The organism is Gluconacetobacter takamatsuzukensis, from assembly GCF_014174275.1.
Lineage (GTDB): Bacteria > Pseudomonadota > Alphaproteobacteria > Acetobacterales > Acetobacteraceae > Gluconacetobacter > Gluconacetobacter takamatsuzukensis.
In genome coordinates, this window is sequence record NZ_JABEQK010000015.1 from 62,573 (window position 1) to 81,649 (window position 19,077).

Below are 19,077 nucleotides of genomic sequence, written 5' to 3' on the forward strand. Positions count from 1 at the left end.
CAAGGCGAAATGATGGCACGGGCCACGGCATACGAAGCCCCCCGCCTGAGACCTGGGGCCCGATTGGGTGCCGGAACGCAAAAGGCCGCCCTTTTTGGCGGCCTAAGCGTTTGATTTCAAACGGAATTCATGGTTGCGGGGGAAGGCAACCAACGATACTTGCGGTTAGTCGACCGCGGAATACCTCGCCTTGCCGCATAATGTCATGACTACGCCAGAACACACGGACACATCCAATCAGAACCCTTGCCGCATCCCATAGCGCAGCCAATTTACAAGGTAGTATGCTATACTTGACGCTGAACTAATCTCCGAAGCTTTCGAGTCCCGGGGCTGATCGCGGCAGAATGACTGAGTAACATGCTGCACATCACTCGAGGCGAACTGGCCGCGCTGAGACTGTCACGTAATGCCGTCTCCAAAAGCGCACGCCTCGGTCACCCCGATACCCAGGGCAGGCTGCGAAACATGGTCGAGATCCGCAATCGGGTCCGGCCATGGGCTGGCTCAGCCCAGCAGGCTCCCGCCTGGTATCGGTCACAGCCCCTGCCTTCCTTCGGGGATCAGACCGCCGAAGCTCTCTTGTCCGCGAAGGACGCGCCGATGCTGTCCGGCATTACCTGGACAGGATTGCGACCGGCGGTTACGCGTGGGGTTCACCGGACGGGAATTCAAGGCTCACAACTCCCGTTGATCTTTCACTCCCCCTGCCATGCGACGGTGCGACGCTTCATGGAGGACGGTTCAACCCGGTGCTCTGCATCTGTATACGTCGCTACGGATGGAAACGGCCCGGCTCGAAGCCCAGCAGAATTCCCGTTCAAGCCGCAGCTCCTGACCATCTGCGCCTATGACGTCGATAACAAACCCATCCTCGACCTAGCCGCTCCCCGTCCTAGTGATCTCGGTTTCTCCTTCTCTACTCCTGCCTGTCCATGGGAAATCCCCGGCAGCGACATCGCGATGGAGGCCATGCGCCACGTATTCGACTGCCGCCTCCCTCGTACATTCCAGATGATCCGCTAATAGTGCACCGTGGCCGATAGCTGGCAGCCAGCAAACCGCTGTTGTCGTCGGAAAGCTACTTGACATGAATCCCAGCCGGCAGATCTATCGCATGTGCAGATGTGAAAAGCTGCGCCGCATGCGCATAAGAAAAACCGATAGCTTCACAAAAGGTATCGCCCCCCCGTCGATCAGCCGATCCGCGACCAGAACCGGTAGAAAATCTTCCGTAAGATGTCGGCTATACGTGTCGTACACGTCGGGCATATGCCTGTGGCAAGGCATGGGCGTCCAGAAAGATAACATAAGGTGTGTGTTTGAGCCACATAGGAAGACCAAAGAAAAGGTCTTTGCCATGGAAGAGACGACATTGATTTTTTTTCCATTACTGCGATGATAGCGTGCTGATGACAGGGGCATGATATGCTTGAGAAATTCTCCTACTCTGGTAATCGCCAGATGAACTATAGATGCGGAAAGCTTCCACTTGCCGCCATCGCGGGCTGCATGCTTCTGTCGGCGTGCGCGGCACCCGCTTACGATTCGTCCGTAAGCCCCGAAGAAAACCAACTGCGGCAGCGTCAGGCACAATTCAACACCACTGTTGGTGAAGGTGCGGCCTTGGTCGGTGGCCTGGCAGCGCTCGGCGTCGGCCTGGCAACGCATAGCGCCGCGAACGCGGCAATCGCAGGCGCGGGCGGCGCACTGGTGGGCGGCGCAATCGGTTACGCCGTGGCCAGCCGGACCCAAGCCCAGCAAATGAGCGAAGACGGCGCGAACAAGGCCATCGTGCACTATCGCGAGGAAGTCGTTCAATCCCAGCAGGACGCCACCGCAGCCGAGCAGACTACGGCGAAGGCGCAGCAGGATCTGGTTGTGCTGCGGCAGAAGCTAGCCGCAAACCAGATTTCAGCCGCGGATTACCAAGCAAAGATCGCCAATTACCGTCGGGATATCGCCGCGATGCAGGCGGTCCAGACCCATTACACCCAGACCGCCGCCAGCGCCCAAAACATCGCAACCGGCCGGAAAAACGCCGAAGCCGCAACCATCTCCACGACGCTTAATGCGCAGAACGCCCGGATCTCCAAGGCCGTCGATGAGCTGACGGCGGATGTCGGAGCGATGCCGGCCGCCTCCGCGAGCCCGGTCGTCAGCTGATGATGGAGGTACCTCGCGCCCGTCTTGCAGGTTTTCTGCCCCTGGCGTTGCTGGCCGCGTGTTCGGCGCAGCAATGCGATCCCAATCGCGCCGATCTGTTCACAGGAATTGGGTGCTCTGCTGGTAACGGCTACCAGCAGAGAACCCAGGACTTGGACGCGCAACGAAATCTCCTGCGCCAGCAGGCTGCGCAGGCACAAGGCAACGCCGTCGCCGCGCAGAACCAAGCCGCATGGGCGCAGGACGCTGTCGCCCAGCAACGCCAGCGCCTGCAAGCCTTTCAGAATCGGAATGCGTCGCTTCGCAGGCGGCTCGCAGCGTTGGAACAGAGCAAACGCATCTCCGCCGCGCAATATCATGCTGCAATGCAGAACCTCAATGAAGCCGGCAAACTGGCCGACAGCCCAAATGAGGCCGACAAGACTAAAGCCGACAAGCAGGTACAGGCCATCGTGGACAGCATTTCCCACATGTAACCGGCGAAAAGCGACAGAATGGTAAAGATGGCGTGCATGACTTGGTTTCTCGAGTCATGCACGCCATTTCATTGGCTGGGAATTTTCGCTACGTCCGCCTGAATGTCCCTCGCCGAAACAATCTTTCCGCCGTGTAGGGCCTCAAGGTTTTTCTGGGCTAGCGCGAGCATGCCAAACAGATAGTCTTCTCCCCTCGCATGCAACGCATCGCGCTGGACCGCAATGAGCGACCGAGCGTCTCCGACGGCCGGGCTGGAGGAAGCGGCTTCAAGAAGTCCCAGATAGCTTTCCGTGGTGGCGTCGAGTTCCTTCTGGCGATCGGCGAGATGTTTCTCGATCTGCTGTGTCTGGGTAGGCGTCAGGGTCCCGAGGGTTGCCCGTGTTTTGCGAATCGTCTCGATAGCGTGATTCACCTCCCAGATGTCATTGCCCAGTGCGATCAGCGCCTGGATCTGCGCTCCGAACGTTTTCTTTTCAGCATCCAGACGGGCCCGGCTGTCGGCAGCCATGGCATTTTCGATACGCGCGAGCTTGGCCAGCGTCGCGGGATCTGACTGGGATTGCTCCTTCAACGCGGCGAGGGCGGCCTGCGTATCACCTGGTGCTTCCGTAACTTTGTGGACCAAGGCATCAAATTCGTTCTGCGCTTTCTGCGTATCCTTCAGGGATCCCAACGCATCTGCGCCAATGACCAGACGGAAGCCGATCGCCGCATCCCGCGTCGGCTGCGCCGTCTTCGCATTATAGGGCGGCCATTCCACGCGGATATTTGTTGTCAAGTCCTCTGGATTGGAATGAAAGTCTCCACCCCGCACCAGAAGGCCGCCAATCTGGCCCTGCAACCGCCCGACCCTGTTGAGTTGATAAGGGTCCAGCATCATTTGTCCGGCATTGCCCAACATGTCGTACAGGCCGAGGGGATTGGGCTTCATCTGCCCGACGGCCTGCATTTCGCCGATGTCTGGGCCGGCGGCGATATAGGCTTCCGGCCCTCCATCAGGCATCGGCCAGAGTGGCGCAGTGAATTCCGACGGCTTGACCCGCATACCACCGCGCGCCGCATAAGACCATTCGTCGTCAACCGGAAGCCGCAGGAAACCGGGTCTGCCGTCTATCGTCAGCGCCGATGCCTGGTGCGCAAGCAGCCACGCCGTCAGCTTGCTGGCATATGTCACCGCTTCGTCCCACGAAACACCGGTCCTGGGCTTCTGCCCTGCCCTTGTCGCAGGTGTGCATGAACCCGACAGAGCATCGTACTGGTTTTCCGTCACGTCGTATTTGGCGATATAATAACGTCGAAGTTCCGGATGCTGCGGCACGCGGAAGGGAGCCGAAAGGTACGTCCGCCGGAGGAACTGGTTGTAGCCGTCCGCCGTGTCCGGCCGCCCGACCGTGATTTCGGTATCGTCCAGCACCCCGTCACCGCTGGGAACATCGACAGGACGAAACACCATCCCTCCGCCGCACGGCAGCGGCAACTTCAAATCGTCAGGCAGCGGATGAGGGTCGATGAATTTCGTGTTCCACGACGGCATCTCCGCCCAGGACGAAGAGGGCAATGACATGGCCGCCGCGGCACAGCAATAGAGGGCGATGGAGAATTTCACGGGGTACTGACTCCTTCCCAGGGATCAATGCGGCCGGCCCGGAACGCCGCGGCCGCCGAGGCCAGGAATGCCCCGGCGATCGTCAGCACGCAGGCCAGGGTGCAAAGCCGCCCGTCAATGATGCATAGCGGATGTCCGCCAGGCAGAACCTGCGCGAATTGATGGTTGATCATCCGTCCCACAAGTGTCGCCCCGAGCAGCGCCACTGCGATTCCACCGATCGCCAGAATCTGCGCCTGGATCAGCGGAAATCCACTCAGGAACGGAACGCCGACGAAACGCATGGTCGCCAGTGACAGCCGCTTGCGCTCCACATTCGCCCACAGCCCTGCCGCAAGGCTGGCGACAAAGCCGGCGACTCCCATGCAGGCGATCAGCCGGAATAGCAAGGTCATGCGACGATCGAAGGTCAGCAGGTCGGAAACATCTCCAGCCCGCGAAACAACATCGATGCCCGCTGAATGCAGGGCCACATCCTCGGCCGGGACATCCTCGAGGCGGCGCACATACAGCCTGAAACCAGCCCATACATGCGCAGGCTGCCCGGCCTGCGCCCAGGCATCGGGCCACGACAGCGGGGCCTCGCGGAAGACTTCCACCGTCTGCGCCAGTCTGAGTGCGACAAACGCCGTATCGTGAGCCGTGGCCCGCTGGGGCGCCAGGGCCGCGACGCGCACCGGCAGAACCTCCTGCGCCGCGCCTTCTCCCAGGCGCGCGATCTGCAGGTCCAGCCTGTCGCCCGCCTGCACATGCAGCGCCGCCGCAGCCGGCGCCGACAAAACGATGCCATAGGGGTCGGCCGGCATGCTCGCCGGCGCGAGCAGCGGGTCGCCGGCATGCGACGGCAGAAGTTCCACCCGTCGGGCATCCTGCGGCCGGCCATGTGGAATCAGAAGCGCGCTGGCGGCCAGTGTCCGGGTCCGGGGGGTGACGAATGCAATCTCCGGGCGGCGGGCTAGCGCCGCCAGCCATGCAGCATCGAAATCACGGTTGCTGGCATTCGAAAGTTCACGAATCCTCGGATCTTCCAGTAAGGAAGCCCGCAATCCCTCGACAAGCCCGGCACGCAGCCCCGCGACGACCAGAAGCGGCGCCGCCGTGGCCGCCAGACCGACGATCAGGCAGAGGGCCATGATCTTCTCGGACAGCACGTCCCGCCACGCCAGCCTTCCAATCAGCAGCATTCCCTTCATGTCGTTCGTCCGCCCTTGGCCATCGTGATCTGCGCGCCGCCCCCATGCGGCACGGCGCTGACGATCGAAAACCCGGTCTCGGCCGCCCGGGCACCATCATGCGTAACCATGACCACAGCCGACTCCTCCCCGCCCTGCTCGAACAGAAGCCGCATCGCCCTCGCCGCCTGCTCGGGATGCAGCGCCGCAGTCGGCTCATCCGCAAGAACCAGGCGAGGACGATGGACGACCGCCCGGGCGATCGCCCCCCTCTGGCGCTGGCCGACGGAAAGCGTGCCCGGCATGCGGTCGAGCTGCCCCAGGATATCCAGCCGCGTCGCCAGATCTTCGATACGCGCGGGATCTGTCCGGCCCAACACTTCAAGAGGAAGGGCGATGTTCGCCCGGACGGACAGAAACGGCAACAACGCGCTCATCTGCGGCACGAACCCCATGGTGGCCGCGCGAATCCGCCCCAGGATCGCCGCGCCGTGCCGTCCCTTCCAGTAGGGCCCGACATCCTCGCTGCCGATTTCCAGCTTTCCGACCACGCTCGGTCGCAGCGCGAGCGACAGCAGGCCGAGCAACGTGCTTTTTCCGCAGCCGGACGGTCCGACGATGGCCACGCGATCACCAGCACGCAAGACGAAGTCCGGTACCGACAACGTGAAGCTGCTGTCAGGAGACTGCCATTCCAGCGCCTGGGCATGGAGAAGAATGGGCCTGACGGTCAGGGAAGCGCCTCCAATGGAACGGGATAGACCGCCTCGCCCGGATCCTGCGCATGCCCGAGATAGACCCACAATTCAGGACGGGAGTCGAATTCTTCGTAAAGACGCAGGCGGCTGGCGATATTGTTCAGAATCGTGCGCTGCGCGATCGCGCCCATCGCAAGCCATGAATCCTGCGTAATGCTTGCGATGTCGGATTTATATGGCAGCCCGTCGAGATATTCACCTAGCAGCGGGCCGATCTTGTCGGCATGCCGGATCGCTGACGGATCACGCGCAGATGCGGCGAAAGCCGACTGAAGTTGGGTAAAGAACGTCTCGGGCGCGGTACGCCCGGCGATGCCGGCATCGAGAATAATGTGCAACGAAGCCGCCAAGTCAGAAAGCTGGTTCCGCGTCATCAACACGCGAATATCGACCGCCTTGCGCAAGCTGTCCGCCGGATCGCGGTCTGCGGTATAGCTCTGCACCACATCCGGTGCCGCCGTATTCTGCGCCCGTCCCAGATAGGCAAGGCGCATCGCCTGACTGACGACGGCGGTCTTGGGGTCCGGCTGCGCATTCTGGGGCGTCAGCCCAGCCACCGGCCGCCCCGTCGTATCGGCGACTTGCTGGAGCAGAGACGTCGAAAGAGACTGCACCACAGGGCGGAAGGCCTCGGGCGCTCCACCTGCCACGGGATAATAAAGGCTGCCGGCCGTGCCGAATTTCGACAGGGCGCGATATTGCGAGGCCGCGTGCGCGTGATCATGCGCCGTATCGCCCGCCGGCGTCAGCAGATGCACGACGAACAGCGCGATGCCCTTTGCTGCGGCAAGCTGACGCGCCTCATCTATCCCCAGATGCGTCAGGCTGTGCGGGTCGTCGCCACCCCGCGCGCCCGCGTCGGTAATCAGAACCATATAACGGCCGCCGAACTGCTCCCAGTTCACGCTGTCGATGGCGGCCCTGACACCGGCCACCGCATCCTCGTCGAAGCTTGATGACGAAACGGACGCATCATGCACGCCGGAAATGGCAGGCAGGATGGCATCGATCGGCTGGCCGAGGTCTGGTTTAGCATAGACCTTGGTTGCATATTCGAGCCTGGGCGTGTCCACGAGGCTGTCGCGATAGGCGACCAGCCCAAAACGGAAATTCTGGGCGACCGCCGTATTCTGCACGGTATGAACGATATCGCCGATCGCCGCCCGGGTCTGGTCGATATAGGGCTGCATGCTCGCAGTCGTATCGATCACGAAAACCAGGCCGGCACGAAACTGCCTGAGCGCCTCGGGCGAAGAGGGCGGACGTGTTTCCTTACTCGTCGTAGGGGCGGAAATAACGTGCAGCATATGGACCGAAGGCCCGCTGTCACGGTCCGTCACCGTAGCGTCGAGAATCGGCAGAAGATAGAAATTCTTTGCGATATCTACATAGTTTTCGGGCTCGACCGCCACCACCGGACCCGGCTTTCCCGCCTGAGCGTCCTTGAGAAGGGCCGCCGCCCGCGCCCCCGAATCCGGCGCGGTCAGAAGATCCTGCTCATGCCCGGAGGTGTCGAGAAACAGGGCACGATTGCGGCCGGCAGGATTGGTGAACGTCGCGATCATGGCGTGCGGCCACGGGACCGTCCTGCTTTCCTCGATCCAGCCCAGCGCCGGACCTGAGACACTGCTGCCGACCTGTATCCGGTCATGACCACGGGCAAAGACGTAGAATGCCTCGAACCCATCGACCGGTTTCGCGGCATTGCCGGCTTCGTCCGTCGCCATCGTCGCACCCGGACGCGTTATGACACGCTGGTACAGACTGTGCTTGCCCGGCTGGAGCAGCGGCGTCAGACCGGCCGCGATGCCCCCATGCGGCGCCATCCACGCGATAAACGCACTGGCAAGAAAAAACTTGCGCGCCTTCACGGCCAGAAATCTTTCAACGCCAATTGTGCCCCCATGTCGCCGGTACCGGCCTGCTTCTCCAGCGCGTCGTGCAGCCGCGAACGGTCGGCCGCCACGTTCGTGTCCCCTGCCTTGGCCGCGCTTTGATAATATTGAGCCGACTCACGCATATCAGGGCTTGGAACCGGTCCATGCGGATCGAAGACTGTAGGGTCGTACAAGCGCGCAAGATGCGTCATCGCACCAACGTCGCCACGGTTCGCCGCTGCCTCCATCAGCAGCACGCCGTCATCCGGCTTGCCATTCGCCAAACGTCGCTCCCCTTCCCGTCCGATGGCGGACGGCGTTCCGGCCTGGGCGATCACGTCGGGAACCGATAGCGCGGCTAGCGCGTCCGACGGCGCCGAAGGCGTGGGCGGCGGCGACGGTGGGACTGCGGACGCCGCTGCAGATGGCACGGGCGCTGACGCGACGCCGGGTAGGGCAAGCGGCCCGATGGCAGCGGGCGAACGATGCAACAGGAAGAACGCCACAGCCGCAGCCAAGATCGCCAACACCACTCCGCCACCGAGAACGGGCAGCTTCCACTTCGCACCCGATCGCTTCGCCGCCCCATCGATGCCGGCTCCGGCAAGCAGCGCCTCCGCTCCCGGCGTCGGTACGGGGGCAGCAACAGGTCCCGGACCCTTTTCCCCCACTTCCGGCGACACACCTCCTCCTGCCGTGGTGCGACGCGCCCGTGCTTCCGCTTCAAGATCCGCATACGTCTTCCCAGACACAGGCAGCACCGGCCATGCTGAAATGTCGCCGCTTACCCGTAGTTCCGGAATTTCAACCTGGTAGCCGCTATCCGGCTCGAAATGGCGCGCCACAACGGGCGGAATACGGACCAGCAGGTCATTCCCTTCCGCCGCAAGCGCGCATTGCCCCTTCACCTCGGGATGGTCGCCGGGCACCTTCAGCGTAACCGTCCGAGCTGAATCCTCGACCGCCCGCCCCGGTAAGACGATCGTCGCACCTTCGACATGCGGCCCAGGCCTGACGATGATTTCGTCGTTCATGCTTCCACCGCTCCCAGTTCAGTCAGGACCATCCCCAGTCGTTCATTGGCCGCAATATCGAATTGCGGGCCGCTTTCCTCGAAGCGCGTTCGAAGCGCCGTGACCCAGTCATGAAAGAAACTATCCAGATATACGGATGGCTTTTCAGAAAGATTGGGCAGCCCTGAAGGGGGCGAGGGACGATCGAAGATCGGCAGATCGGAATTGACCCGTCTCGGCCTGTCGGCGGGTGATTGATCGACATAGCCCAGCCAGGTAAGAAAACGGCCGATCAGTTCCACGCAAATGACCGACTGCTTTTCGCCCGACAGATTCAGCCTGTTCACATGGTTGCAGTCGCGCCGCAACGCTTCGGCAATCTGCCCCTGCACGTCCAGCATGCGCGCCAGGGTCTCCATCCGTTCCGAAAACTGGCGCGCCGCGTGGTCCTCCAGCCCGAACCGGCGGCTGCGTTCACCGGGAAGCGCGGCCAGATAATCCTTCATCCAGTGCGCCATGACCCGGGCCGCAAAGCGGTCGTGTTGGTCTTCGCGGACGGTGGGCGTAGGCGCGACCCCGCCCAGGATCAACGCAAGCGGATCATCTTCTGGCACCGGGGGCGGCTCGGCATCGATTTCGGTACTGAATTCTCGCCACTGCGCAATCACGGCTTCGCGGTCAGGCTCAAGGCTCAGAAAGAACGCCCCCAGAAGACGGTTGCGATGCAGTTCCCGCAGCGCAACCGCGATCGACGCAACAGCTTTGCGGGCTTCCTCGCCCGCATCCAGCACCGACGGGTCATAATAAAAGGGCTTAAGCAGGCCCAGCACGTTTGAGACACAATGTCTCAGCCGGGCTTCGAGTTGCTCCGTGCGCACCGTGCTTTCGCAAATCTGATGGAGCCGCCCGGCAAGGTAGCTGATGCCCCCGTCATTCTGCCGAACGGCCTCGTCGAACGCCCGCTCATAATCGCGGATATGCTTCTGTACGATGCCGCTGGTCAGGTAGGAGGCTCGCCGGCGGGCAATCCTGTCACTGACTTCCGGCAGCATCTCGCCTTCACGCCCGGAAGCATCACGCCGGTACAGGCTGCCCACCGTGGAGGCACGCAGCCACTGGACATTGTCGAACGGCCGTCCCGGCTTCCATTCTTCAACCCAGGGCGACTTGAAGAAATTGGTCAGCGATGCCTCGAGCCGCTTGTCCCAGACGTCGCTGCTGCTTTCATCCGCGCCGCCCTTTTCCTCGAACTGCCGATCGAACTTTGTCAAGATGACGAATAGCGCGTCAGCCTGCCCCCGCCGCTGCGCCGCCGTGCAGCCGATCGTGTCGTCGATCCAGCTTTCGATCATCGCGGGCAAGCCGGTCACTTCCTGCGCCGAATCCGCGACGCACAGCAGCGTTGCCGTCGTCTCCATGTTGGCCTGATAGAGTTCGAACAGGTAATCGACCTTCCCCCGAAGAAAGAGCGTCCCTTCCTGTCCACTGGCCGCAGCGATTTCGGGAATCTGCAGACGTGACCGGGCACCCGGGAAATCGAGCAGGTCGGTGTGCCGCATGAAATCCCAGCGGGCGGTGGCAACCGGCACGACCAGCTCGGAAATAATGGCCGAAACCACGTTGCGCGGCAGGGTCGCAGCTGTGCCTTTCTCGCCAACCAGCCGCACCGGCCCCGCATTTTCCAGCGGGCGGAACAGCGTCGACACATTGAGCACACTACCCGATCGTGGAACCAGCGCCTCGACGCCGCAGAAGGCGAGCTCCGGCAGTCCCAGCGCAATCAGCGCATCGACCAGTTCCCCTGCATAGCGGCTCAGAGTCTCGACACGCCCCCAGAGCGGTGAGAGCGCCGTCAGAAGCGCCTGCGGGGCCAACGCGCCGACATGCGCGGCAAGCCAGTCCCAGTAAGGGTCACGCAGTTCGGCGATCCATGATTTGTCGCCGAATTTGCGCGCGAAATACTCTCGCAGGGCCTCGATGTCATCAATGTCGAGAACCCCCTTCCCATCCAACCGGGGCAGTCCCTCCAGCATCTGCATGATTTCGGACAGGGAAGGGGGTGAGACCCCGATCAGCTTGAAATCGGACAGAAACGCATTGCCAACGATCCGCACGATATCGGAAACCGAAAGCAGGCGAACGGGAACCGGCGGCGCGCCGTCGGGCGCCTGCGGCGGGACAAGCGTAAAACGCGAGACCAGCCCCGACGACTCATCACCGCCAGGCGGATTGATTTCCTTGAGAAAATCCAGCGTACGATCACCGTAGCCAATTTCCAATGCCCCTTCGGCAGGACAGGAAAGGCTGGACATCAGGTACGATTTTCCCGCCTGCGACGCCCCATACACCGCAACCGTCGTCCGCCGCGTTACCGCCCGTTTCAACCCGCGCGCGACCCGTCGTTCCCGGCGCAGCGCCTTGCGACAATCCGCCCCGGCTTCGGGAGCATGATTTTCAACCCAGTCCACGGCCTCCGCCGCCACCCGGGCAAGCGTCGTGGTTCGTTCGGCAAGTGTCTTCACGGCATGGTCGCTCCCAGCGTCAGGCACCCGGTATCGCGCCAGTAACCTTCGGGATTCAACGTGGTCTGCAATCGCAAGGAGACCAGACCAGAGCGAACGACCTGCCCATCGGCATCGGTAATCTCGCTGACATGAAAACCCTCGCGTCCCGAGAAATCACCTTTTTCTTCGGCATCCTCGATATCGGACTTCCTTTCGAACTCGATGGTCAGCGGCATGCTCAGGCGCTGCGTCTCTTCGCGAGTGCCCGCAGCAAACTCCACGCAATAAAGCGGTGTCGTCGTCCACCGCTCCAGTGGAAGCTGACGGAAACCGACCATGGTCACTCCTTCGAAATTCCGCAGCGTGAAACGGATATCCTCGTTGGGACGGTCGTCCAGATCGATATTTTCCAGGAGAATGTCCGCTTCGCGGATAACGCCGGTCCGCTCCATCTTGCCGATGAACCGTGCCGTCGAGCGCATGACAAGTTTTCCCGTTCTCAGAACAAAATTCTGAAGCTTTCCCTCGGCCTTGATGCACAGCGCCGCACCGACGACGACAGTCGTCTTGGGGTCGCTGATCCGGCCAGCGGAATCCGTAAAGGGATAGTGCCGGCCCACCGTGTAATCATGCATCGCGACGATCCGGTGCGGGGCGACAGGCATGGCGCCTGTGATCAGATTCCGTACCCGGCGCAGTTTCGACGGGCGCCCCGACAACAGCAGGACGTCGCACCCATAGGACCAGACAAGTTCGGTCAGGCTGCTCAGGACCGTTTCCAGCGTCGCGCGGATCGCCTTCTCGACCGTTTCCACATCCACATCGACCACGACCCCGAACAGATCGAAATCAGACGGTCCCTCCCCCCTGTTCAGGCCACGCACATGAATTTCGATCTGCTCGCGCAGGAAGGCGACGCAGCGCGTCCGATGGTCGTCATCGCCGCGGGCAACCGTGTCGTCCCCCAGTGCGAACTGTCCGATCTCCCCTTGCGCCAGATCGTTCACCTGTTCGTAAAGGCCGAGCGCGCGCAGCGCGGCCGGTTCGAGAACGGTCGAAACGAATAGCCTGCGACGGTGACGGTCGCGCTCGTCCTGGTTGCCATAGTCGCGTTCCAGCAGACGGACGAGAAGCTTGTGCGCCTCCACGATCCCCGCATCGGTCAGCGCTTTCTCCAGAGGCGGCAGCACGACGGTCAGGATGACACGTTCAAGCAGGTCATCCCCGGCAATCTTGAAGCTCTCACGGAAATCCTGGTGCGGCGACAACGCGTCGCCCCCTATGTGGGTATAGGTCGTAATCATCAGATCGGTGGTGCCGCCACCGATGTCGATACTCGCGACACGGATAGCCGGCCGCTCCTCCTCGCCCACGCGGCCGTCACCATACAGGTCGAACAGCGCTTCGACATGGCCGCCGAGCCGCTCCGTCACTTCGTTATGCAGCCATACGATCTGCGTCGCAGTGGCTTCGTCCAGTTCGGCGCGTAGCGTCGGCGGCTTTCCCGGGCGCCCCGTCACGCTCCAGACGAACGCGATCGCCGCCTCGGCCCGGGCGCGGAAAATCCGCTGCTCCGCCACGGGCATCCCTGGCGGCATGGTCAGCATCACCGAACGCAGCAGGCGCGGACGCGCGCTATCACGCCGCTTGGACCGAAAGCCCGGCGAATTCATATACATAATCGCCTGCATAATCAGTTCGCTCAGCATCAGCATGAACAGCAGACTGCGCGACAGCACGCTCGGCCCCACAGGCTGCGCCGCCTTCACATCGTCCGGACTGACCCTGAACCGCCGCTGCGCGCCCAGCGTTTCCTGGATCGCGCGGCGGAATGGACCGTTGACCGCCGGATCGGACGGCTGACCGTCCCGGTTCAGCCCGTTATTAAAGCGCCACCCCTGGTCCGACGGCCGGGTATCCCAAAGATAGCGTTTGGGAGCGGAGAGGCCCGACAGCCCTTCTGTCCCGATCCGCGCGCCCATCATCCGTTCGGCCTCGGGCCCCGTCCGCACGGGGCTCTGCCAGACGAAGGCGTGGGGCCGGCCGGAACGGCGCGAATGGGAATCCCGCCCGAACGTCGCCCGTCCGAACTCGATCCGGCTGGAAAACGGGTCGCCATAGGCCAGTTCGGGTTGCGCGAGGTCGCGCAATTCCAGCACATAGCTATCGGCCTCGCGCTGACGTGTTCCCGGATGCTCTTCGATCAGGATGCCGCAACTGCGGAAATTGCCCAGATCCAGCACCAGATCGACCGCAACCGGCGGTTCGTTCGTCGCCGTCAGGATCTGCGCGACCGGCGGCGCCCCCGCCTGCGCCACCATCCTCAGAAAGGCCAGATAAGTCGCAAGATGCTTCAGGACCGGCTGCTGCTCCGCGTCCTCGGGCACCGGACGCTTACGGCCGGGGACGGCGAGTGCGGCCTCCCGCTGTAGCTCCTCGAGCCAGTCTTTCAGCCAGGAACTGTCGATCAGCCAGGAAATACTTTCCAGGTCGGCGACAAACGCGAATTTCTGGCCCCGCGCCTCATCATCCGGAGTCGGCGCCATGTAATGGCCATCGAAATGGGGCGCGACCGTAGTATCGAAGGCAATATTGAGGAGAATCGTCTCCCCCCCCTCCCGGCTCTCCGTACGGCGCAGCCTGCCCCTGACCCAGTTTGCCGGACCGGGGCGAAACCCTTCATTGTCGGCGCTTCCGATACGCGCGAGATAAGGCAACGGAACCCATTCATTTTCGAAAATCTCGAAAATTTCCTTGCGCCTGATGACGTACCCGGCCTCATCCGGCGCAACCCGTTGACGATCATCGACGTAGAACACCATGTTCCCGCTCTCGGGATCTTCCTCAAGCGCGCGCAGAACGAATTCCGGCGCCCCGTTCCCGTTGGCCGCTCCTGTGGATTCCTCCCAGAAATTCGCCCGGATCCTGCCGCACTCGGTCGCGTCCAGCACAATGGTCTCGAACTGGATCAGGCTGTCGGGAATCAACGAGATCAAGCTTGGCATCCGTTTCTCCGCTCCCGTCCCGGCATGGTAATCGTCGACACTAATTTATTGCTTTATTACCGGTTTTACACGTTGCAACAACCCCTCGTGCCCCTGATGATAATGGGGTGGAAGCTGTTCGTCCGAGACCGCGACGTGAATGGTGCAGGCGATATGGTCACTGTCGCGCTGTCCGCAGGTCAACACCCGTGGCAGATAGGTCGAGCCGCGCAATCGGCACGCCGCCGTTCGAATGACGACCCGGTCCGTCTCGAAACGCGCGGTGGCGTCGCCCGTGCACTTTCCTGCATCCGACAGATCCACGGATAGTTGCCCTGTTCTCCCGTCTGGTGCGATGCAGAGCTGCCACAGCCGGTAATCGTTTTTGGTCAAGACGTCATTCTCGACCGAGGTCATGTTGGTCATGCGCTGCCAACAGCCGCTGACGACACGCGGATCATGGACCTGCCACGCAACGGCATTGCGGGCCTCCCGGCAGGCGGCACCGAACGGCATCCGCATCGTCAGACATCCCCCCAGTGCCAAGCCAAGGCCACACGCGGCCATGGCCGTCCGCATCAACGCCGGGGGGCGACGCGCAGAACGAGGCAAGGCACGGGCCACGCCATCGTCGCAAGCGTTCACCCATGCGGGCACTCCACAGCCGGGCTGCCCCCATCCAGCGATAACGGGCCGCCCATCAACCGCGAACAGGCCGCCCCGCATCGGAATGGACTGGAGCGCCTCGAATCCAACGCGAATCACGCCTCCTTCCGTCCGTGCCACCTGCCGGATGTCCGACAGGACGCTGGCGGCATGGCAATACAGTCGTTCCAGCGTACCCTCGTCCAGGCGGTCCGCCGGAATCATCACCTCGCCATCCGCGTGCCATTCCGTTCCACCGTCTTCTGACGGAACGGGAGACGCGAAAATGGCCGCATGTGCGGGCGAGAGTCTTGCGGCTATCTCCGCCAGCAGCCGCCGGGCGCGGTCGCCGTCAACAGCCCTGCGATCCCTCAGCACAATCATTATGGCCCGGCTCTCTGAAACACCCCCACTCCCGGCGGACTGGGCGACGGCACCCCCGGATCGTCCGCATAGCCGGGGCACGTCGCCCTCTGATCATCGTCGCGCGTGCAGCGGTAAATGGTCCGGACGAATGTGCTGTGACGTGCCTTGTCGATACACCGTTCAGCCGAGATCACCAGAATATCGCCGTCGAAACGCGTAGCAATGTCCCCCCTGCACGCGCCACCATTGCTGTAATAGAGCGATTGCTGACCGGTCATGCCGTCATCGGCGAAGCAGAACGTCCACTCCCTGACCGGGGTCTTGGCTCCGGTCACGATATCTTGCGTCTTCATGTTGCTGATCCGGTGCCAGCACCCTTTCAACATGGACAGGTCATGAGACCGCCATTTCTCGCGCGGCAGGTCCACAGCCGCCGGCCGCACCGCGACAGCACAGGCCGGTGTCAGTGGCATAGCCCGAAGCATCAAGGCCGCGATCAGAAATCCGAACGCAGTTCCGGCCAGCGCGGACGACAGAAGACGTGGCGGCAGCTTGGGAAAGCCCTGGCGGATAACGAAGGGCCTGCCATCGTCCAACGCCCCAAGCGGGTCGGCCGCTTCGGCCGTGCCCCATCGCGTGACGACTGCGCGCCCATCTACGGCGTAAAGGCAGTCGAGTGACGGAATGCGTCGCATCACGGCGAAATGCCGCCGGATGACACCGTCCTCTCCCTCGGCGACCCGCCGGATGTCCGAAATCACCGAGCCTGCATAACGGCGCATCGCCTCGCGGCCCGCAGGGTCGAGATCCGCGAACGCCCGGCTGTCCCGACCATGGGCGGACCACACCGTCTCGCCGCTCTCCGCAACGGGCGTCGCAAAGAAAGCCATATGTGCCTGGCCCAGCCTTTCCCCGACTGCCGCGAGAAAATCACGATGCGCGCTCGATACCGTGCCCGGCGTTCTATCCAGTTGCAGCGTCATGCCAGGATATCAAAATTGCAGATCGGCACCATGCGCTGGCCCGTCGACACCGTTCCCCGATGCGAGACGAGGACCGCGCCCCGATAGCGAACGGTCACGCTGAATCGACTGGCAACGGCGGCCGGCATGGCGAAGGGATCGACGATGACAGTGTAAAGTCCGGGTGGGGGCGCCGAGCGCCAGACGGTGGTTTCGACCGGGCGGCGTGTCGGGGGGGGCGCACCATCACGTCGCGCATTGGCATCCCGCAGCAGATGCCCATCACCATGTGTTCTGTTCTTGAAATAGATGCGCTGACCATCTGGGCATATGACGTGAAGATCAAGGTCGTTCAGATCCCCCCAGCACAATACGATCTGGAGCGTGCCCCCCAAGGCGCCAATCCTGCGGACGCGCCACAGATCGCGCCAGGCACGCCAGGGAAGACGCGCCGCCAACAAACCCAGAAACAACAGCGCCAGCAGGAGAATCAGCCATAACGGCAGGGATGGATACAGGCACAGCCAAGGTGCCAGCAGGCCGCCGACGTGCGCAAGCAGCCAGATGAGCAGGGCGAGGCCCCCGAGCATGCCCAGCAGGGCCGCCCACTCCCGCCAGGCGGCGGGCAGGCGGGGTGGCGCGGGCGCGGGCGGTGGCGGCAGGATCTCCATCCGCTCCTCGATCGGCGGCGGGGGCGCCTTGGAGGCCGGCGGCGCTCGCCCCTCCCCCATAAGATCGACACGGGCCAGCTTCTGGGTAACCGCCTGATGTCCCCACCCGACCAGCACCGGTCCGTGGGCACCCGGCCGGATATAGGTATCGCCTGGGATGGCGAAGACCTGTGGCAACAAGACCAGCAGGCTTTTCTCGGTGGGTGAAAGGCGATCGGCCTGTCGGGTGACGGCCTGCTCGATCTCCGCACGCAGGCGCGCGAACTGCGCGACGCGCTCCGCCTGCGGAATGTCCGCGCCCGGCGCCCCATACCAGTCGATCTTGCCGTTGCCGTGATCCGCCGGTTCGGCAAGCAGCCCGGTGCCCGCGTCACCGGCCACCTTCCCGAACAGCCGGGAGAATTCTGACCACAGTTCGATAATCCGCTGGCCCCGATGTACGAGCGGCGTGATGTCCCTGACATCGGTCGTGGCAATAGGCTGCGTCATCGTGATGGATCGCTGAAAATATGGCCGGAGATCGTCACGATGCGCGTATGGGCAGCGATCGAGAAAGCGGCCCATACCGCCAGAGCGAAAAAGCAGATGAACGTCAGCCCATGAAGGACAGCCGCAACAGGCCGGGAAAGCCGCATGCGTGTCCCATAGGTCACCGACGCTATGGGAACCGACCACGGCGGCAGGGACGCCGCGGCACCCGGGGCGCCTGCGGCATCCGAAGCAGGAGCACCTGGGAGCAGCGTCTCCAGGGGATCCAACTTCTCAGCGTCTCCATCCCCGACACGGGCGACCACCGGTTCGCTCTCCGCGCCCGTCAGTCGTCCAAGCACCGAACCCGCAAAATCCACACCCTCGGACTCGGTCTTCAGTGCGCCCCCATTCCCGGAAAGCGCTCCCCACGGAGCAAGCAAAAACACTCGGCCATCGGTGAAGACTGCCTCTGGATCCGGAATGACCAGGGCCCGATCGAGCAATAGCGCTTGCGCACGCCCTTCGCACGATACGGCCTCACGCACGCGCGCGATCTCTGCGCCGAGATTATGGACAAACCCGTCCCGCTGATCATCCGGATACGTCGACAAGGGGCGCAGTCCCGCGCCATCGTCGGCATACCATGTGATTTCGCCGCCCTCATCACCACGGGGCCAGCGGACCAGCGGCTCAGCAAAACCAAGCTTCGTCCGTGAAACCCCAGCCAGAAGATTGGAAAGAATACTGTAGCTCTGGACGGCAGGTTGCCCCCGCCACTCCAGAAGAACCAGCTTATCTAGATCGCTGCGGAGAAGAACATTTGCCACAAACCCGCTCTTGTCCTTCGACTATTCTTAAAAATCTATCTTAATGACAGCAGAAAATTTTCTTCTGTCAAGCCTCCCTGTGTCGTTTTGTACACCCCCATTGAGATCAGCACGGAGTGACCCTCTGACCTTGCCCCCTGAAATGCCCTCGATTTGAAGTAGGGTCTGTCCATTACGGACGATGAAGAGAGCCCGACTTATGCAGGAACCGATCATCGGGATCCTGAAGGAGCATCAAGCGGGCGTAATGGGGGCGTCTATACGGCAAGCACGGGATCAGCGACGCAACGTTCTATACGTGGCGTCCAAATACGGCGGCCAGAATGTGTCTGGTTGCGAGTATTGGCCCCCGATTTGAACCTGCGAAACTAAGGCATTGATTTTGTTTGGATTTATTTTCGGCCCAACGCACACCCAAAGAAAAACCCCACGAACCTGTTGGTTTCGTGGGGTTTTTGAGGGCTGATATGGTTGCGGGGGCAGGATTTGAACCTGCGGCCTTCAGGTTATGAGCCTGACGAGCTACCGGGCTGCTCCACCCCGCGGGGGTGAGGGTAGACTGGAAGACCTGGCGGCGA

Annotated in this window: 14 protein-coding genes, 1 tRNA gene and 1 pseudogene; 4 read left to right on the forward strand and 12 right to left on the reverse strand. The window is 62.5% G+C overall.

Annotated elements, in window-relative coordinates; genetic code table 11:
• The first annotated feature begins 360 nt into the window (after positions 1-360).
• From HLH27_RS17135 to HLH27_RS15535, 3 genes are all read left to right on the forward strand, one after another.
• Positions 361-1,026: a hypothetical protein gene (locus HLH27_RS17135; protein ID WP_246375942.1), complete on the forward strand. Its 666-nt coding sequence runs from the start codon at positions 361-363 to the stop codon at positions 1,024-1,026.
• Positions 1,027-1,428: 402 nt separating this feature from the next.
• The gene (locus HLH27_RS15530; RefSeq protein WP_182950955.1) at positions 1,429-2,166 is read left to right on the forward strand and encodes a hypothetical protein; all 738 of its coding nucleotides are present in this window, start codon (positions 1,429-1,431) and stop codon (positions 2,164-2,166) included.
• Complete coding sequence (locus HLH27_RS15535) at positions 2,166-2,642, forward strand: hypothetical protein (protein ID WP_182950956.1); 477 nt, start codon at positions 2,166-2,168, stop codon at positions 2,640-2,642. The genes HLH27_RS15530 and HLH27_RS15535 overlap by 1 nt, the downstream gene beginning before the upstream one ends.
• A gap of 68 nt (positions 2,643-2,710) precedes the next feature.
• Here the strand turns inward: HLH27_RS15535 and HLH27_RS15540 are convergent, their stop codons facing one another.
• The 11 genes from HLH27_RS15540 to HLH27_RS15590 form a co-directional block, all read right to left on the reverse strand.
• On the reverse strand, positions 2,711-4,249 hold the full coding sequence (locus HLH27_RS15540) for an SUMF1/EgtB/PvdO family nonheme iron enzyme (protein WP_182950957.1): 1,539 nt from the start codon (positions 4,247-4,249) through the stop codon (positions 2,711-2,713).
• Positions 4,246-5,400 (reverse strand): ABC transporter permease family protein, encoded by a 1,155-nt coding sequence (locus HLH27_RS15545; protein WP_182950958.1) that lies wholly within the window; start codon positions 5,398-5,400, stop codon positions 4,246-4,248. The genes HLH27_RS15540 and HLH27_RS15545 overlap by 4 nt, the downstream gene beginning before the upstream one ends.
• Before the next feature lie 38 nt (positions 5,401-5,438).
• Entirely contained in the window at positions 5,439-6,086 is a 648-nt protein-coding gene (locus tag HLH27_RS15550; RefSeq protein ID WP_182950959.1) for an ABC transporter ATP-binding protein, read from the reverse strand.
• A 65-nt stretch (positions 6,087-6,151) separates the two neighbouring features.
• A complete protein-coding gene (locus HLH27_RS15555) occupies positions 6,152-8,050 on the reverse strand; it encodes a vWA domain-containing protein (protein WP_182950960.1) in 1,899 nt (632 codons plus the stop codon).
• Entirely contained in the window at positions 8,047-9,090 is a 1,044-nt protein-coding gene (locus tag HLH27_RS15560) for an SEL1-like repeat protein (RefSeq protein WP_182950961.1), read from the reverse strand. Before HLH27_RS15560 ends, HLH27_RS15555 begins: the two co-directional genes overlap by 4 nt.
• A complete protein-coding gene (locus HLH27_RS15565; protein ID WP_182950962.1) occupies positions 9,087-11,591 on the reverse strand; it encodes a virulence factor SrfC family protein in 2,505 nt (834 codons plus the stop codon). The genes HLH27_RS15560 and HLH27_RS15565 overlap by 4 nt, the downstream gene beginning before the upstream one ends.
• The gene (locus tag HLH27_RS15570; protein WP_182950963.1) at positions 11,588-14,569 is read right to left on the reverse strand and encodes a virulence factor SrfB; all 2,982 of its coding nucleotides are present in this window, start codon (positions 14,567-14,569) and stop codon (positions 11,588-11,590) included. The genes HLH27_RS15565 and HLH27_RS15570 overlap by 4 nt, the downstream gene beginning before the upstream one ends.
• 54 nt (positions 14,570-14,623) lie before the next feature.
• A complete protein-coding gene (locus HLH27_RS15575) occupies positions 14,624-15,586 on the reverse strand; it encodes a hypothetical protein (RefSeq protein ID WP_182950964.1) in 963 nt (320 codons plus the stop codon).
• Complete coding sequence (locus HLH27_RS15580) at positions 15,586-16,551, reverse strand: hypothetical protein (RefSeq protein WP_182950965.1); 966 nt, start codon at positions 16,549-16,551, stop codon at positions 15,586-15,588. The genes HLH27_RS15575 and HLH27_RS15580 overlap by 1 nt, the downstream gene beginning before the upstream one ends.
• Positions 16,548-17,765 carry a YfaP family protein gene (locus HLH27_RS15585; protein WP_182950966.1) on the reverse strand — a complete coding sequence of 406 codons (1,218 nt, stop codon included), beginning with the start codon at positions 17,763-17,765 and terminating at the stop codon, positions 16,548-16,550. Before HLH27_RS15585 ends, HLH27_RS15580 begins: the two co-directional genes overlap by 4 nt.
• Complete coding sequence (locus HLH27_RS15590; protein WP_182950967.1) at positions 17,687-18,499, reverse strand: hypothetical protein; 813 nt, start codon at positions 18,497-18,499, stop codon at positions 17,687-17,689. Before HLH27_RS15590 ends, HLH27_RS15585 begins: the two co-directional genes overlap by 79 nt.
• Before the next feature lie 181 nt (positions 18,500-18,680).
• On the opposite strand from HLH27_RS15590, the pseudogene HLH27_RS15595 reads away from it, so the two are divergent.
• Positions 18,681-18,830: pseudogene (locus tag HLH27_RS15595) on the forward strand (transposase); the annotation flags it as partial.
• 137 nt (positions 18,831-18,967) lie between these two features.
• On the opposite strand, the gene HLH27_RS15600 reads toward HLH27_RS15595, so the two are convergent.
• Positions 18,968-19,044 (reverse strand) — tRNA-Met (locus HLH27_RS15600).
• Positions 19,045-19,077: the final 33 nt, after the last annotated feature.